General features: G+C 72.9%; 13 protein-coding genes. 7 read left to right on the top strand and 6 right to left on the bottom strand.

What is annotated here, in order from left to right; translation table 11 throughout:
* Positions 1-49: 49 nt before the first annotated feature.
* Entirely contained in the window at positions 50-712 is a 663-nt protein-coding gene (locus ACIRDU_RS29525; protein WP_003993737.1) for a response regulator transcription factor, read from the bottom strand.
* 325 nt (positions 713-1,037) lie between these two features.
* Positions 1,038-1,712 carry a DUF3000 domain-containing protein gene (locus ACIRDU_RS29520; RefSeq protein ID WP_403584878.1) on the bottom strand — a complete coding sequence of 225 codons (675 nt, stop codon included), beginning with the start codon at positions 1,710-1,712 and terminating at the stop codon, positions 1,038-1,040.
* Between the two features lie 102 nt (positions 1,713-1,814).
* On the opposite strand from ACIRDU_RS29520, the gene hemE reads away from it, so the two are divergent.
* Entirely contained in the window at positions 1,815-2,882 is a 1,068-nt protein-coding gene (gene hemE / locus ACIRDU_RS29515; protein WP_403584875.1) for a uroporphyrinogen decarboxylase, read from the top strand.
* A gap of 115 nt (positions 2,883-2,997) precedes the next feature.
* Positions 2,998-3,327: a hypothetical protein gene (locus tag ACIRDU_RS29510; protein ID WP_386503853.1), complete on the top strand. Its 330-nt coding sequence runs from the start codon at positions 2,998-3,000 to the stop codon at positions 3,325-3,327.
* Between the two features lie 24 nt (positions 3,328-3,351).
* On the opposite strand, the gene ACIRDU_RS29505 is transcribed toward ACIRDU_RS29510, so the two are convergent.
* Both ACIRDU_RS29505 and ACIRDU_RS29500 read right to left on the bottom strand, forming a co-directional pair.
* Positions 3,352-4,749 carry an FAD-dependent oxidoreductase gene (locus ACIRDU_RS29505; RefSeq protein ID WP_403584873.1) on the bottom strand — a complete coding sequence of 466 codons (1,398 nt, stop codon included), beginning with the start codon at positions 4,747-4,749 and terminating at the stop codon, positions 3,352-3,354.
* 27 nt (positions 4,750-4,776) lie between these two features.
* A complete protein-coding gene (locus ACIRDU_RS29500; protein WP_403584870.1) occupies positions 4,777-5,757 on the bottom strand; it encodes a DUF4349 domain-containing protein in 981 nt (326 codons plus the stop codon).
* 158 nt (positions 5,758-5,915) lie between these two features.
* On the opposite strand from ACIRDU_RS29500, the gene hemG reads away from it, so the two are divergent.
* Both hemG and hemQ read left to right on the top strand, forming a co-directional pair.
* Complete coding sequence (gene hemG / locus ACIRDU_RS29495; RefSeq protein ID WP_403584868.1) at positions 5,916-7,361, top strand: protoporphyrinogen oxidase; 1,446 nt, start codon at positions 5,916-5,918, stop codon at positions 7,359-7,361.
* Between the two features lie 4 nt (positions 7,362-7,365).
* A complete protein-coding gene (gene hemQ / locus ACIRDU_RS29490) occupies positions 7,366-8,097 on the top strand; it encodes a hydrogen peroxide-dependent heme synthase (RefSeq protein ID WP_403584866.1) in 732 nt (243 codons plus the stop codon).
* On the opposite strand, the gene ACIRDU_RS29485 is transcribed toward hemQ, so the two are convergent.
* Complete coding sequence (locus ACIRDU_RS29485) at positions 8,098-9,711, bottom strand: alpha/beta hydrolase (protein ID WP_403584864.1); 1,614 nt, start codon at positions 9,709-9,711, stop codon at positions 8,098-8,100.
* A 116-nt stretch (positions 9,712-9,827) separates the two neighbouring features.
* Complete coding sequence (locus ACIRDU_RS29480) at positions 9,828-10,598, bottom strand: TIGR04222 domain-containing membrane protein (protein ID WP_403584861.1); 771 nt, start codon at positions 10,596-10,598, stop codon at positions 9,828-9,830.
* Positions 10,599-10,850: 252 nt separating this feature from the next.
* Here ACIRDU_RS29480 and ACIRDU_RS29475 point away from each other — a divergent pair, with 252 nt between their 5' ends.
* The 3 genes from ACIRDU_RS29475 to ACIRDU_RS29465 are packed head-to-tail and all read left to right on the top strand — an operon-like array spanning position 10,851 to position 15,410.
* Positions 10,851-12,317, top strand: a complete 1,467-nt coding sequence (locus ACIRDU_RS29475) for an aldehyde dehydrogenase family protein (protein WP_403584859.1) — start codon at positions 10,851-10,853, stop codon at positions 12,315-12,317.
* 37 nt (positions 12,318-12,354) lie between these two features.
* Positions 12,355-13,911, top strand: coding sequence for a GMC family oxidoreductase (locus ACIRDU_RS29470; protein ID WP_403584856.1), 1,557 nt, complete (start codon positions 12,355-12,357; stop codon positions 13,909-13,911).
* On the top strand, positions 13,908-15,410 hold the full coding sequence (locus tag ACIRDU_RS29465; protein ID WP_403584853.1) for an APC family permease: 1,503 nt from the start codon (positions 13,908-13,910) through the stop codon (positions 15,408-15,410). Before ACIRDU_RS29470 ends, ACIRDU_RS29465 begins: the two co-directional genes overlap by 4 nt.
* Positions 15,411-15,445: the final 35 nt, after the last annotated feature.

Genomic DNA, 15,445 nt, shown 5'->3' with positions numbered 1-15,445 from the left:
GGTCCCGTTCACGTGAGGAAATGATCACGGGGCGTCACGGCGGAGCGGGTCAGTGGATGATCCCGGTCCGCAGCGCCACCGCGACCATGCCGGCGCGGTCGCCCGTGCCGAGCTTGCGGGCGATGCGGGCGAGGTGGCTCTTGACGGTCAGGGCGGACAGGCCCATCGAGACGCCGATCGCCTTGTTCGACTGACCTTCCGCGACCAGTCGCAGCACCTCGACCTCGCGGCCGGACAGTTCGCGGTAGCCGCCCGGGTGGCTCGGAGCACCCGGGGGGCGGCGGTGCAGACGCGCGGCGGCGGCGCCGATGGGGGCGGCGCCCGGCCGGGTGGGGAGCCCGACGTTGGTACGGGTGCCGGTGACGACGTAACCCTTCACCCCGCCGGCGAGTGCGTTGCGCACCGCGCCGATGTCGTCGGCGGCGGAGAGGGCGAGCCCGTTGGGCCAGCCCGCGGCGCGGGTCTCCGACAGCAGGGTGAGGCCGGAGCCATCCGGCAGGTGGACGTCGGCGACACAGATGTCGCGGGGGTTGCCGATGCGGGGACGAGCCTCCGCGATGGACGAGGCCTCGATGACATCGCGCACACCGAGCGCCCACAGATGGCGGGTGACGGTGGAGCGGACGCGCGGGTCGGCCACGACCACCATGGCGGTCGGCTTGTTCGGGCGGTAGGCGACCAGGCTTGCGGGCTGCTCGAGGAGAACGGACACCAGGCCTCCTGGGGTGGCGGGACGGGGCCGGCTCGTGGGGGGTGAAGCCGGGACGAACCGTGCTTTCAAGGTCACAGTCGTCTTCGGCACCGAACCCGTCCGCCTTTAGAGAATGATCACGATTCGGTGATAACAATCCGTGCAATTCGGACACGCGGTCGATCACTCGAAGGTCGAACGGTTTCGGTCTGCGTCGATTGGCGGTCGAAAGTGGCCGTATCGACAAAGTGATTCGGCCAAGAGGGGTACGCAGGTGTGATCGTCGGCAGGGCATGGTTGACCGCCCCGTACAGGTTCGATCAGTACGGGGTCGGAACGGGTTCGATCAGCGGGACTGCGGCCCTCGCCGCTGCGGCAGCGTCACGACCGACGCGTCCCCGGGCCCGGCCGGTGGCAGCCCGGCGATCTGGGCGAGCAGATCGCACCAGGCCGCCAGATGCGCGGCCGTGTCCGGTGCGCCGCCCAGGCCCTCGCGCGGCGTCCACGACGCACGGATCTCGATCTGCGAGGCGGCCGGGCGCGCGGACAGCCCGCCGAAGTAGTGGGAACTCGCGCGCGTGACGGTGCCGCTCGGCTCCCCGTACGTCAGTCCGCGCGCCTGGAGCGCGCCGGTCAGCCAGGACCAGCACACCTCCGGCAGCAGCGGGTCCGCGGCCATCTCCGGCTCCAGCTCCGCGCGCACCAGCGTCACCAGCCGGAACGTGCCCCGCCAGGCGTCGAGCCCGGCCGGGTCGTGCAGCAGCACCAGCCGGCCGTCGGCCAGGTCCTGGTCGCCGTCGACGACCGCGGCCTCCAGGGCGTAGGAGTGGGGGGCGAGCCGCTTCGGCGGGGGCGTCGGCTCGACCTCGATCTGGGGCCGCAGCCGCGCCGCCCGCAGCGCGTCGACGGCGGCCCGGAAGGGCAGCGGGGCGGAGTCCGCCTCCCGCCGGTCGTTCTCGGTGTCCTTCGCTTCGTCCATTCCGCCAGCGCCGTCCGACAGTCGTCCCTGAGCCGCAGCCATGCGGGAAGATTACGGGGACCGGGGCCCGGGTGCGGGGCTAGACACCCCGCGCCTCTCCAGGGGCTGAATCACGCTGTCCGGCAGCGTGCGAAACTTGGCCCCGTGAGTGCCAACGACGCCCCTCGGGCCCAGCAGCCGTCCGCCCCGTACGAATCCGCCTTCCTCAAGGCGTGCCGGCGCGAGCCCGTGCCGCACACGCCGGTGTGGTTCATGCGGCAGGCCGGGCGCTCACTGCCGGAGTACCGCAAGGTGCGCGAGGGCATCCCGATGCTCGAGTCCTGCATGCGGCCCGACCTGGTCACCGAGATCACCCTCCAGCCGGTGCGCCGGCACGGCGTGGACGCGGCCATCTATTTCAGCGACATCGTCGTCCCGCTCAAGGCCATCGGCATCGACCTCGACATCAAGCCCGGCGTCGGCCCGGTCGTCGAGCACCCGATCCGCACCCGCGCCGACCTCGCGCAGCTGCGCGACCTGACCCCCGAGGACGTCTCCTACGTCACCGAGGCCATCGGCCTGCTCACCCGCGAGCTCGGCGCCACGCCCCTCATCGGCTTCGCCGGCGCCCCCTTCACCCTCGCCAGCTACCTCGTCGAGGGCGGCCCGTCCCGCACGTACGAGAACGCCAAGGCGATGATGTACGGCGACCCCGAGCTGTGGGCCGACCTGCTCGACCGCCTCGCGGACATCACCGCGGCGTTCCTGAAGGTGCAGATCGAGGCCGGCGCCTCGGCGGTCCAGCTGTTCGACTCCTGGGCCGGTGCGCTGGCCCCCGTCGACTACCGGCGCTCGGTGCTGCCCGCGTCGGCGAAGGTCTTCGAGGCCGTGGCCGGCTACGGCGTCCCGCGCATCCACTTCGGCGTCGGCACCGGCGAGCTGCTGGGCCTCATGGGCGAGGCCGGCGCGGACGTCGTCGGCGTCGACTGGCGCGTCCCGATGGACGAGGCCGCCCGCCGGGTCGGCCCCGGCAAGGCGCTCCAGGGCAACCTCGACCCGACCGTGCTGTTCGCCCCGACGGAGGCCGTCGAGGCCAAGACCCGCGAGGTCCTGGAGTCGGCGAAGGATCTCGAGGGCCACATCTTCAACCTCGGACACGGCGTCATGCCGTCCACGGACCCGGACGCGCTGACACGGCTCGTGGAGCACGTGCACACGCGGACCGCGCGCTGACGCCAAAGCCCGGTCGGCCGGCTCGGTGAACGCGGCCGTACGCGCGTGCGTATGTGTCGGCAACCGCCCGCGGCGCGGGGAAGGCGGGTCGCGGGGCCGACGTGAGGATCAGGCGATGAACGACCGAGTTACCCCCGCGATGCACGCGCTGCCCGACGGCGAGGCGGAGCTGACGCTGGTGGTGCGGCTGCCCTGGGAGGACGTGGCCCGCCTCGGCCAGGAAGCGGGGCGGCTGGCGACCCAGTTGCGGCGGCCCGTGACGCTGGAGGAGGCGGTGAGTCACCGGTTGCGGTCGACCCGGGTGGCTTCGCACGCGAAGCCGGCGGGGGAGCAGCCGCCGGCGGTGACGGCTTCGGCGTCGGTGTCCTCCTTGCCGTCGCGGCCGCCGGCGGAGCAGGCACGGCAGGCGATCGACCGGATCAACGGTACGGTCGGGACCGCGTAGGCGCTACGCCGTGGGGGCGCGGGTTCACGAGGAACCGCGGACCTTCGCCGCCGCCTTGCGGGCCGCCACCAGGACCGGGTCCCAGACCGGGGAGAACGGCGGGGCGTAGCCCAGGTCCAGCGTGGTCATCTGTTCTGCCGTCATGCCCGCGGTGAGGGCGACCGCCGCGATGTCGACCCGCTTGCCCGCGCCCTCCCGGCCGACGATCTGCACGCCCAGGAGGCGGCCCGTGCGGTGCTCGGCGAGCATCTTGACCGTCATGGGGGAGGCGTTCGGGTAGTAGCCCGCGCGGCTGGTCGACTCGATGGTGACCGACTCGAAGCGCAGCCCCACGCGGTGGGCGTCCTTCTCGCGCAGGCCCGTGCGGGCGATCTCCAGGTCGCAGACCTTGCTGACCGCCGTGCCGACCACGCCCGGGAAGGTCGCGTAACCGCCGCCGATGTTGGTGCCGATGACCTGGCCGTGCTTGTTGGCGTGGGTGCCGAGCGGGATGTGCCGGTCCTGGCCCGAGACCAGGTCGAGGACCTCGACGCAGTCGCCGCCGGCCCAGATGTCCTCGTGACCGCGCACCCGCATCGAACGGTCCGTGAGGAGACCGCCGTGCGGGCCGAGGGGGAGGCCTGCGGCCTTCGCGAGGGTCGTCTCGGGGCGGACGCCGATGCCGAGCACGACCACGTCCGCCGGGAACTCGCGGTCCTGCGTGACCACCGCCCGCACCGCTCCGTCGTCCCCGGTCAGGACCTTCGTGACCTCGGCGTCGTTCACCATCGTGATGCCCAGGCCCTCCATGGCCTCGTGCACCAGGCAGCCCATGTCGGGGTCGAGGGTCGACATCGGCTCGCTGCCGCGGTTGACGACCGTCACCTCGTAGCCGCGGTTGATGAGCGCCTCGGCCATCTCCACGCCGATGTATCCGGCCCCGACGACCACCGCCCGGCGGCCCCGCGTGCGTTCCAGCGTGTCGAGGAGTGCCTGGCCGTCGTCCAGCGTCTGCACGCCGTGCACCCCGGGGGCGTCGGCCCCGGGCATATCGGGCCGGATCGGCCGGGCGCCGGTCGCGATCACGAGTTTGTCGTAGGACGTCCAGGACTCCTCGCCGGAGTCGACGTCACGCGCGCGTACCCGCCGCCCGTCCAGGTCGAGTTCCGTGACCTCGGTGCGCAGCCGCAGGTCGATGTCCCGGGCGCGGTGCTCCTCGGGGGTGCGGGCGATGAGCCGGTCCCGGTCCGTGACGTCGCCGCCCACCCAGTAGGGGATCCCGCACGCCGAGTACGACGTGAAGTGGCCCCGTTCGAACGCCACGATCTCCAGCTCGTCGGGGCCCTTCAGACGGCGCGCCTGCGACGCCGCGGACATGCCCGCGGCGTCGCCGCCGATGACGACCAGTCGCTCCCGTGTACCTCGCGTACGGCTCATGCTCATGCGAACACGCTACGGGAGCACGGCATTTCAGTTCTGCTCGCCCTGGGTCCGCGGCCGCGTGGACTCCGGCGCCGGGCGGGCCGTCGGCAGCGGTCCCAGCGCGGTCGCCGTGGACACGGGCTCGGGGCGGCGCGGCAGCCGGGGGCGTACCACGCGGAGCCACAGCAGGACGATCAGCGCGGCCACCGCCGCGAACGGCAGGACCGCGCCGAAGGCGACGGCGAGCCAGCGCAGCATCGTCACGAAGGCGCTCCAGCCGCCCGCGAGCGCGTCCACGAACCCCGGGTCCTCGTCCTTGGTCTCCTTCTTCACCGGTGTCTCGGACAGCGACAGCGTGATGGTGGCCAGGCTGGTGCGGTCCTTCAGGGACTCCTGCCGGGCGAGCAGCGCCTCCAGGTCGGCCTGGCGGGTGCTCAGCTCGCCCTCCAGGGTCACCACGTCGCTGAGCTTCGTGGCCCGGTCCATCAGCTCACGGATCCGGGCCACGCTGGCACGCTGCGAGGTGATGCGGCTCTTCACGTCCACGACCTGGTCGGTGACGTCCTCGGCCTTCGCGCTGCGGTCGAGGAGTGTGCCGGCGCCCTCCAACTCGGCGAGGACCTCGTCGTACTTCTCGACGGGTACGCGCAGCACGACCCGGGTGCGCTCGTGGCCCTCGGCGTCCCGGGTGGTGGTCTCGTTGCCGACGTAGCCGCCCGCGTTCTCGGTGCCGGTGCGGGCCTGCTCCAGGGCCTTCGGGACGTCCTTGACCTGGACGGTCAGGGAGGCCGTGCGGATGATGTGGCTCGGGGTGAGCTTCGGCGGCGCCGTGGCCCTGGCGCCGCTTCCGGCGCCGCCGGGGGCGGCCTCGCCCGAGCCGGCCTTGTCGTCCGCCCCACGGTCGGCGGCGGAGTAGCTGCCGCCCGACGCGTCGTCCCCGGCGCTGCACCCCGTGAGCGCGAGGGCGGCCGCCAGCAGCAGTGCGGCCAGGGTCGGGGCGGGGCGTCGTACGGATCGTCGTGTGCGCATGCGGGATCCCCCGAGGGTCGATTTCTGCTGACGCTTCTTCGACGCCCGGACGGGGCCGATGGTTTGGCCCGGGACGGTTCCGATGCGGTCACGGTCGTGACTCGTGGAGGACACCGGGGCGCGGCGGCGCCGCCGGTGGGGTCTGAGAGGCTGGGGGCATGCGCGAAGTTCAAGGGCAGGTCGTCGTCATCGGGGCGGGCATCGCGGGGCTGGCCGCCGCACACCGGCTGCTGGAGCGCGGGGCGCGGGTGACCGTGCTGGAGGCCTCCGGCCGGGTCGGCGGCAAGCTGCTGCCCGGGGAGGTCGCGGGTGCGCGCGTGGACCTCGGAGCCGAGTCGATGCTGGCCCGCCGCCCCGAGGCGGTGGCACTCGCGCGCGAGGTGGGCCTCACCGACCGCCTCCGGCCCCCGGCCACGGCGACGGCCTCGCTCTGGACCCGCGGCGCCCTGCGCCCTTTCCCCAAGGGGCACGTGATGGGGGTGCCCGGCACCGCTTCCGCCCTGGCCGGCGTGCTCTCCGAGGAGGGCCTGGCCCGCATCGAGCGGGACGCCGAGCTGCCCCGCACCGAGGTCGGCGACGACGTGGCGGTGGGGCAGTTCGTGGCGGAGCGCCTCGGCCGCGAGGTCGTCGACCGCCTCCTGGAGCCCATGCTGGGCGGGGTGTACGCGGGCGACGCGTACCGCCTCTCCATGCGCTCGGCCGTCCCGCAGCTCTTCCAGGTGGCCCGGACCCACACCTCCCTGACGGCGGGGGTCCGCGAGCTCCAGGCCAAGGCGGCCGCCGCCCGGCAGACCGGCCCGGTGTTCATGGGCATCCAGGGCGGCATCGGCACCCTGCCCCTCGCGGTGGCCGACTCGGTCCGTGCGCGCGGGGGCGAGATCCTCACCCGGACGCCGGTGACGGAGCTGCGCCGCACCTCCGAGGGCGGCTGGCAGGTCGGCTCCGGTGAGCGGACGTGGCTCGCGGACGCCGTGGTCGTCGCCGCGCCCGCCCCCGTCGCCGCCCGGCTGCTGCGCGCCGAGACTCCCGGGGCCGCCGCCGAGCTCGACGGTGTCGAGTACGCCTCCATGGCCCTGGTCACTCTCGCCTACCGCCGTGCGGAGACGGCCCTGCCCGACGGCAGCGGCTTCCTCGTGCCGCCGGTCGACGGGCGCACCATCAAGGCGTCCACGTTCGCCTCGCAGAAATGGGGCTGGATCGCCGAGGAGAACCCGGACCTGGTCGTCCTGCGCACCTCCGTCGGACGGTACGGCGAGGCGGAGATCCTCCGGCGCGACGACAGCGAGCTGGTCGCCGTCTCCCGGCACGACCTGAAGGCCGCGACCGGCCTGGACGCCACACCCGTCGCCACCCGCGTCACCCGCTGGGACGACGGCCTGCCCCAGTACCCCGTCGGCCACCACGCCCGCGTGGCCCGCGTCCGCGAGCACATCGCCCGGCTCCCCGGCCTCGCCGTCTGCGGCGCCGCGTACGACGGCGTCGGCATCCCGGCGTGCATCGCCGGCGCCTACGCCGCCGTCGACCAGATCCACGGTGACCTGCGGGGTGTGCAGGAGCTCACCGCCCACCCGGTGCAGAGTCTGCACGGCGGAGCGGGAGAATGAGGCCATGAGCAACGACGCCCCTACCCCCGAGTCCGGCAGGATCCCGAACAAGGGCAAGCTGGCCAAGGACCTCAACGAGGTCATCCGCTACACGCTCTGGTCCGTCTTCAAGCTGAAGGACGTCCTGCCCGAGGACCGCGCCGGGTACGCCGACGAGGTCCAGGAGCTGTTCGACCAGCTCGCCGCCAAGGACGTGACGATCCGCGGCACCTACGACGTCTCGGGCCTGCGCGCCGACGCCGACCTCATGATCTGGTGGCACGCGGAGACCAGCGACGCGTTGCAGGAGGCGTACAACCTCTTCCGCCGGACGAAGCTGGGCCGCGCCCTGGAGCCCGTCTGGTCGAACATGGCGCTGCACCGCCCCGCCGAGTTCAACCGCTCGCACATCCCGGCCTTCCTCGCCGACGAGACGCCCCGCGACTATGTGAGCGTCTACCCCTTCGTGCGCTCCTACGACTGGTACCTGCTGCCCGACGAGGACCGCCGCCGCATGCTCGCCGACCACGGCAAGATGGCCCGCGGCTACCCGGACGTGCGCGCCAACACCGTCGCCTCGTTCTCCCTCGGCGACTACGAGTGGATCCTCGCCTTCGAGGCCGACGAGCTGTACCGCATCGTCGACCTCATGCGTCACCTGCGTGCCTCGGAGGCCCGCCGGCACGTCCGCGAGGAGGTGCCGTTCTACACGGGCCGCCGCAAGGACATCGCCGAACTGGTCGCCGGTCTGGCCTGATCAGCGGATGCGCTCGCCGGCCCCGGCGGCCCCGGCCCTGTCCGGGGCCGCCGGCTTCGGCTCGGCGTGCGCGGCGCACTCCGCGCGCCGTCCCGGCAGCAGGCCCTCCAGCAGATACGCCTCCATGTGGCCGTTGACGCAGGCGTTCGCCCCGCCCGCCAGGCCGTGGGCGCCGGCGTCCCGTTCCGTCACCAGGACCGAGCCCGCGAGGCGGTCGCGCAGTTCGAGGGCGCCGTCGTACGGCGTGGCGGCGTCCCGCTCGGCGGCCAGGATCAGCGTCGGCGGCAGCTCGCCCGGCCCGGTGCCGACGTCGAGCGGCCGCTGCCGGGGCGCCTTCCAGTAGGCGCACGGCAGGTTCGTCCACACGTTGTCCCAGGTCTCGAAGGGCGCCACCCGCGCGAGCCGGGTGTTGTCCCGGTCCCACACCCGCCAGTCCGTGGGCCAGGGGGCGTCGTTGCACTCGACGGCCAGGTAGACCGCGCGTGAGTTCTCCGCCTCGGCCGCCGCTTCCGGGTGCTGCTCCGCCTGCTCGACCAGCGGCTCGGGATCGCCCTCGAGATACGCCGACAGCGCGTGCGCGCGGTGCGGCCACTGGTCGTCGTAGTACCCGGCCTGGAGGAACGCCTCCTGCAACTGTCCCGGCCCGACCTTCCCGCCCGCCGGCTCGGCGGCCAGCTTCGCGCTCGCCCGCTGGTAGCTGCGCAGCACCTCCCGCGCCGTCCTGCCCAGCCCGTACACGTGGTCGTGCCGGGCGATCCACGCGCGGAAGTCCGCCCAGCGGCGCTCGAACGCCGCCGACTGGGCGAGGTTGTTGCGGTACCAGATCCGCCCGGGGTCGGGGTGGACCACCGAGTCGAACACCATCCGCCGTACGTGCGTCGGGAACAGCGTCGCGTACAGGGCACCGAAGTACGTGCCGTACGAGGAGCCGATGAAGGTCAGCCGTTCCTCGCCGAGCGCGGCGCGCAGCACGTCGAGGTCGCGGGCGTTGTTCAGCGAGTGGTAGTGCCGCAGCGCGCCGCCCGACCGCTCGGCGCAGCCGCGCGCGTACGCCTTCGCCTGCGCGATGCGCTTTTGTTTGTACGCCTCCGAGGGATGCGTCGGCGACAGCGAGGGCCCCTCGAAGAACTGCTTCGGGTCCTGGCACGACAGCGGCGCCGAACGGCCGACGCCGCGCGGGGCGTAGCCGACGAGGTCGTAGGCGGCCGCGATCCGCTTCCACTCGGGGAGCAGGGCGGTGAGCGGGAAGTACAGGCCGGTGGCGCCGGGCCCGCCCGGGTTGTAGACCAGGGCGCCCTGCCGGCGGACCGTGTGCTTGCTGTGGTGCGGGTCCTTCCGGGTGGCCCGGGTCCTGCTGACGGAGAGTTCGATCCGCTTGCCGTCCGGGTCGGCGTAGTCCAGCGGGACGCTCACCGTGCCGCACTGCATGCTGCCCGGCAGGTCCTGTGCGTCGGGGCACGGGCCGAAGTCGACCCCGGCCGCCTTCGCGCGCGCGGCGGCCACGGCGGTGCCGCGCATCTCGGCCGCCCCCGTCCGGTCCTCGGTGTCCGGGCCCGCGGTGAGGGTGCTCAGCAGCAAGGACCCGGCGGCCGAGTAGAGGAGGGCGGCTCTCATCGCGTATCCCTTCGATGCACGGTGGCGACGAAGGGGATGTTTCGGTCGGCGAGGAGGGAAGGCAAGCACCGACCGCCGGTGTCGGGCCCAATGCCTCCTGTGCGCCCCCGGGTCGGTCAGTCGTGCGACTCGCGGTGCGCGAACGCGGCGCGCAGATCCGGTTCGCCGACGGCGCGGACGCCGCGCACGGCCACCGAGGTGAGGTACGTACGGTCGTCGGCGGCGCCGTCCGCGGTCCTGGTCAGTGCGCCGAGCAGCCGCTGACCGGCCGGGGAGGCCCACCGCGAGTACGGGTGGATCTCGACCCGCGCGACGGCCAGGCAGCTCAGGGCCAGGGCGAGCGGCAGCGCGAACCACAGGGCGACCAAGTGCCGCGGCATGTCCGGCGGAACGGGCGTCAGCAGCGCGGCCACGCCCAGCCCGAGGACGGCGACGGCCGCCCCGCGCACCTGCCGGACGGCCGTCGCGACCGTCGTACGGGCACTGTCCGGCACCGCGAGCCCCGCACGCACCAGCCCCTCGGCGATCCCGCGCACCGCGTCCGCCGTCGCGGCCGTGGCCCGCACCGGCGCGATACGGGACTGCCCCTCGGGGCCGATGGCGCCGATCACCGACCGCTCCATCTCGTCCCGCCCGCGCGGGTCGACGACCGTCGCCCAGCCGGTGCGGGCCAGGAGCAGACGGCGCTGGCGGGCCATGGCGACCAGGGTCACGTCGGCGACCCGCCGCGGGCCGCCGGAGAGGAACGCGGCCTCGTAGAGCGTGAGTTCACGACTCCGGCCGGTGTCGGCGTCGACGGCCGCGGCGCGAACGGCGGCCAGGCACAGACGTGTGCACGCAGTGCCGGCCACGGCCCAGGCCGCCAGCAGGAAAAGAACCCAAAGCATATGTTGTTTGTATGTGACACGGTCCCGAGAACACCATGCCTCGTTCACGATCCGGACGGAGTGTTGTCGGTATGTGACGTTCCGTTTCCTCTCCGGTGGCGGGGTGTGGGCGGGCGACTAGCCCAGCCGGGTCCTCTGGGCCGTCCGGACGCCGTCGCGGCGGTGTGCCCCGTGGCCGCCGCCTGCCCGATGGGCCATGTTGCTGACCGTCGAGCCGATCGGGCTCCGGCCGGATGCCAAGGAGGCCCCGCGGTGGGTGAGCTGTACATCGACGGCGAGTGGACGCATGCGGCGGCCGGTGGCCGGCGCGAGGTGATCAACCCCTACGACGCCTCGGTCGTCACCACCGTCGACGAGGCCGACGCCACCGACGTCGACCGTGCCGTGCGCGCCGCCCGGCGCGCCTTCGCCGAGGAGGACTGGGCGAACGCCCCCTCCCGCCACCGGGCCGACCTCCTGCTGCGCGTCCACGACCTGCTGCTGCGCGACCGGGAGGACATCGCCCGCACCGAGACGCTCGACACCGGCAAGACGCTGGCCGAGGCCCGGATCGACGTGGAGGACGTGGCGAACGCCTTCCGCTACTTCGCCGAACTCGCGGGCAAGGACGGCGGCCGGGTCGTCGACGTCGGCCCGGACGTCCTCAGCCGCGTCGTCTACCAGCCCGTCGGCGTGTGCGCGCTCATCGCCCCCTGGAACTACCCGCTGCTGCAGGCCTCCTGGAAGGTCGCCCCGGCGCTCGCCGCCGGCAACACCTTCGTCCTCAAGCCCAGCGAGACCACCCCGCTCACCACCATCACCATGATCCGGCTCCTCGAGGAGGCCGGCGCCCCGCCCGGCGTCGCCAACCTGGTGCTCGGCGCCGGAGCGACCGTCGGCGCGGCCCTGACCGGCCACCCCGACGTCGACCTGATCTCCTTCACCGGCGGCCTCACCACCGGACGGGCCATCATGGCCGGCGCCGCCGAGGGGCCGCGGAACATCGCCCTGGAACTGGGCGGCAAGAACCCCAACATCGTGTTCGCGGACGCCGACTTCGACGCCGCGGTCGACTACGCCCTCGACGCCGCCTTCCTGCATTCCGGGCAGGTCTGCTCGGCCGGTTCGCGTCTGCTCGTGGAGGACTCCCTGCACGACCGGTTCGTCGAGGCCTATGCCGGGCGCGCCCGGAGGATCAGGCTCGGCAACGGCCTGGAGGAGGGCACCGAGAGCGGCCCGCTCAGCTCCGCCGAGCACCGCGAGAAGGTCGAGGGCTACATCGCCGTCGCCAAGGAGGAGGGCGCCCGGCTCGTCACCGGCGGCACCCGCCCCGACGACCCCACCCTCAGCCGCGGCTTCTTCCTGCTGCCGACGATCTTCGCCGACTGCGACCGGTCCATGCGCATCGTCCAGGAGGAGGTCTTCGGCCCGGTCGTCACCGTCGAGCGCTTCCGCAGCGAGGAGGAGGCGGTGGAACTGGCCAACGACACCCGCTACGGCCTCGCCGGCGGCGTGTGGACCTCCGACGCCAGCCGCGCCCAGCGCGTCGCCCAGCGGCTGCGGCACGGCACCGTGTGGATCAACGACTTCCACCCCTACGTACCGCAGGCCGAGTGGGGCGGTTTCGGCCGCTCCGGCGTCGGACGCGAACTCGGCCCCACGGGGCTGCGCGAGTACCAGGAGGCCAAGCACATCTACCAGAACCTCGCCCCCGCTCCCTCCGGCTGGTTCAAGGGCTGACCCGCACGCCGCACCGCACCACCACGAAAGGCACGGCATGGCCACCACTCCCGCGCACGGCGCCGAGTCCGCCCACGACTACGTCATCGTCGGCGGCGGCACCGCCGGATGCGTGCTCGCCGCCCGGCTGAGCGAGGATCCCGACTGCCGCGTGTGCGTCATCGAGGGCGGCCCCAGCGATGTCGGCGACGAGCGCATCCTGCGCCTGCGCAACTGGATCAACCTGCTCGGCTCGGAGTTCGACTACGGCTACACCACCGTCGAGCAGCCGCGCGGCAACTCGCACATCCTGCACTCACGGGCCCGCGTGCTCGGCGGCTGCTCCTCGCACAACACTCTGATCAGCTTCCTGCCGCTGCCGCAGGACCTCGACGACTGGGTGAGCCACGGCTGCTCCGGCTGGGACCCGGCGACGATCCTGCCCTACCGCGACCGGCTGCTCACGCGGATCGTCCCGGTGGCCGAGGCCGACCGAAATCCCATCGCCAAGGACTTCGTCACCGCGGCCTCCCGTGCCCTCGGTGTCCCCGTCGTCGACGACTTCAACGCCGAACCCTTCGCCGACGGCACCGGCTTCTTCTCGCTGGCCTACCAGCCGGAGGGCAACCTGCGCTCCTCCGCGTCCGTCGCCTACCTCCACCCGGTGCTGGACCGGCCCAACCTCACGCTGAAACTAGAGACCTGGGCGCACCGGCTGATCCCCGACGAGTCGGGCCGGCTGACCCGGGTCGCGGTCCGGGGCGCCGACGGCGAACCCGCCACCGTGCGTGCCGAGCGCGAACTCCTGCTGTGCGCCGGCGCCATCGACACCCCGCGCCTGCTGATGCTCTCCGGTATCGGCCCGGCCGACGACCTGCGCGCCCTGGGCATCGCCGTACGGGCCGACCTGCCCGGCGTCGGGGAGAACCTGCTGGACCACCCCGAGTCCGTGATCGTCTGGGAGACCGCGGGGCCGCTGCCGCCCAACTCCGCGATGGACTCCGACGCCGGCCTGTTCCTGCGCCGCGACACCGGCCAGCCGCGCCCCGACCTGATGTTCCACTTCTACCAGGTGCCGTTCACCGTCAACACCGAACGCCTGGGCTACCCCGTCCCGCGGTACGGGGTGTGCATGACGCCGAACGTGCCGCGGGCCCGTTCCACCGGCCGCATGTGGCTGCGCAGCAACAACCCCGCCGAGCATCCCGCCCTGGACTTCCGGTACTTCACCGACCCCGAGGGCCACGACGAGCGCACCCTCGTGGACGGTCTGAAGGTGGCGCGCCGGGTCGCCGCGACCGACCCGCTGCGCGACTGGCTCGTCCGCGAGGTCGCGCCCGGCCCGGACGTCGTCTCCGACGCCGACCTGTCGGAGTACGGCCGCCGCGTGGCCCACACCGTCTACCACCCGGCGGGCACCTGCCGCATGGGCGCTGCGGACGACCCGGCTGCCGTCTGCGACCCCGAACTGAGACTGCGCGGCTTCGACGGCGTGCGGATCGTCGACGCGTCGGTGTTCCCGACGATGCCCACGATCAACCCGATGGTGACCGTACTGCTCGCCGCCGAACGGGCCGCCGACCTGATCACCGCGGAACGGAGGGCGCAGCGGTGACGGATGCGCAGCCCCCGGCGGCGGCCTCCGCCACCCCCGGAGGGGAGCCGGGCTCCGAGTTCCGCAAGGACATGGGCCCCTGGGCCAACTTCGCCCTCGGCTTCACCTATCTCTCCCCGGTGGTCAGCACCTACACCCTCTTCGGCACCGCCCTCGCCGACGGCGGGCCGCCCATGATCTGGGCGTTCGTGCTCGCCGGCTGCGGCCAGTTCCTCGTCGCTCTGATCTTCGGCGAGGTCGTCGCGCAGTACCCCATCGCCGGCGGTGTCTACCCGTGGGCGCGGCGGCTGTGGGGCAAGCGCTGGGCGTGGATGACCGGCTGGGTCTACATGTGGGCGCTGCTGGTGACCATCACCTCGGTCGCCTACGGCGCCGGCCCCTACATCGCCATCCTCTTCGGCTTCGACCCCACCGTGTACACCACCGTGCTGTGCACCGCCGTCCTCATCGTGGTCGCCGTCCTCATCAACTACATGGGGACCAAGGCGCTGTCGGCGGCGGCCGTGATCGGTTTCGCGGGGGAGCTCATCGGGGCCCTCGTCGTCGGCATCTACCTGCTGTCCACCCACCGCCACCACGGCCTCGGCGTCATCTTCGACACCTACGGCACCGAGGGGAACGGCTCCTACCTCCCGGTGTTCCTCGGCGCGGCCATCATCGGCTTCTACCAGTACTACGGCTTCGAGGCGTGCGGCGACACCGCCGAGGAGGTCGAGCACCCCGGCCGCGTCATCCCCAAGGCGATGCGCCGCACCATCTACATCGGCGGCGCGGCGGCCACGTTCACGTGTATGTCGCTGCTGCTGTCGGTCACGGACTACAACGCGGTCATCTCGGGCGAACAGGCCGACCCGGTCGTGGACGTGCTCTACGACGCCATGGGCGAGACCGGGGCCCGGATGGTGATGGCCGTGGTGCTGATCTCCTTCCTGTCCTGCACGATCAGTCTCCAGGCCGCGGCAGGGCGGCTCATCTACTCCTACGCCCGTGACGAGATGATCGCCGGGCACCGGCTGCTGCGGCGGTTCGCCCACGCCCGTGCGGTGCCGGGCTACGCGCTGCTGGTGTCGGCCGCCGTGCCGCTGCTCATCGCCTTCGCCTCGCTGCTCTCCGAGGACGCCCTCACCAACATCGTCTCGTTCGCGATCCTCGGCATCTACGCCTCGTTCCAGATGGTGGTCCTGGCCGCGCTGCGCGCCCGGCTCAAGGGCTGGAGCCCGGCGGGGGAGTTCACCCTGGGCCGCTGGGGCCTCGCGGTGAACATCGGTGCGCTGGCGTACGGCATCTTCGCCATCGTCAACATCTGCTGGGCCCGCACTCCCGAGAAGCCGTGGTGGGAGAACTGGATCGTCCTGCTGTGCGGAGCGGTGGTGCTGGGGGTGGGCCTGCTCTACATGGTCACCACGCACCACTACGGGCGCGGGGAGGCACCGGCGGGTGACGCCGTGCCGGACAGGGCCGGTTCGCTGTCCGGGGGGTCGCCTCCCGAGCCGGGGTGAGAGAGAGGAGTGAGGGGCCCGGGCCGGGCCCCTCA

It is taken from the genome of Streptomyces sp. NPDC093598 (assembly GCF_044764825.1).
Taxonomy (GTDB): domain Bacteria; phylum Actinomycetota; class Actinomycetes; order Streptomycetales; family Streptomycetaceae; genus Streptomyces.
The sequence above is the reverse complement of the archived record's forward strand: the minus strand, read 5'-3'. Positions and strand labels throughout refer to the sequence as shown.

What these genes read in the sequence shown, in the direction of transcription:
- ACIRDU_RS29520 (WP_403584878.1), bottom strand. Translation starts at nt 1,712, where the DNA reads ATGGCTGCGGCTCAGGGACGACTGTCGGACGGCGCTGGCGGAATGGAC.
- ACIRDU_RS29510 (WP_386503853.1), top strand. Translation starts at nt 2,998, where the DNA reads ATGAACGACCGAGTTACCCCCGCGATGCACGCGCTGCCCGACGGCGAG.
- ACIRDU_RS29505 (WP_403584873.1), bottom strand. Translation starts at nt 4,749, where the DNA reads ATGAGCATGAGCCGTACGCGAGGTACACGGGAGCGACTGGTCGTCATC.
- ACIRDU_RS29500 (WP_403584870.1), bottom strand. Translation starts at nt 5,757, where the DNA reads ATGCGCACACGACGATCCGTACGACGCCCCGCCCCGACCCTGGCCGCA.
- hemG (WP_403584868.1), top strand. Translation starts at nt 5,916, where the DNA reads ATGCGCGAAGTTCAAGGGCAGGTCGTCGTCATCGGGGCGGGCATCGCG.
- hemQ (WP_403584866.1), top strand. Translation starts at nt 7,366, where the DNA reads ATGAGCAACGACGCCCCTACCCCCGAGTCCGGCAGGATCCCGAACAAG.
- ACIRDU_RS29485 (WP_403584864.1), bottom strand. Translation starts at nt 9,711, where the DNA reads ATGAGAGCCGCCCTCCTCTACTCGGCCGCCGGGTCCTTGCTGCTGAGC.
- ACIRDU_RS29480 (WP_403584861.1), bottom strand. Translation starts at nt 10,598, where the DNA reads ATGCTTTGGGTTCTTTTCCTGCTGGCGGCCTGGGCCGTGGCCGGCACT.
- ACIRDU_RS29470 (WP_403584856.1), top strand. Translation starts at nt 12,355, where the DNA reads ATGGCCACCACTCCCGCGCACGGCGCCGAGTCCGCCCACGACTACGTC.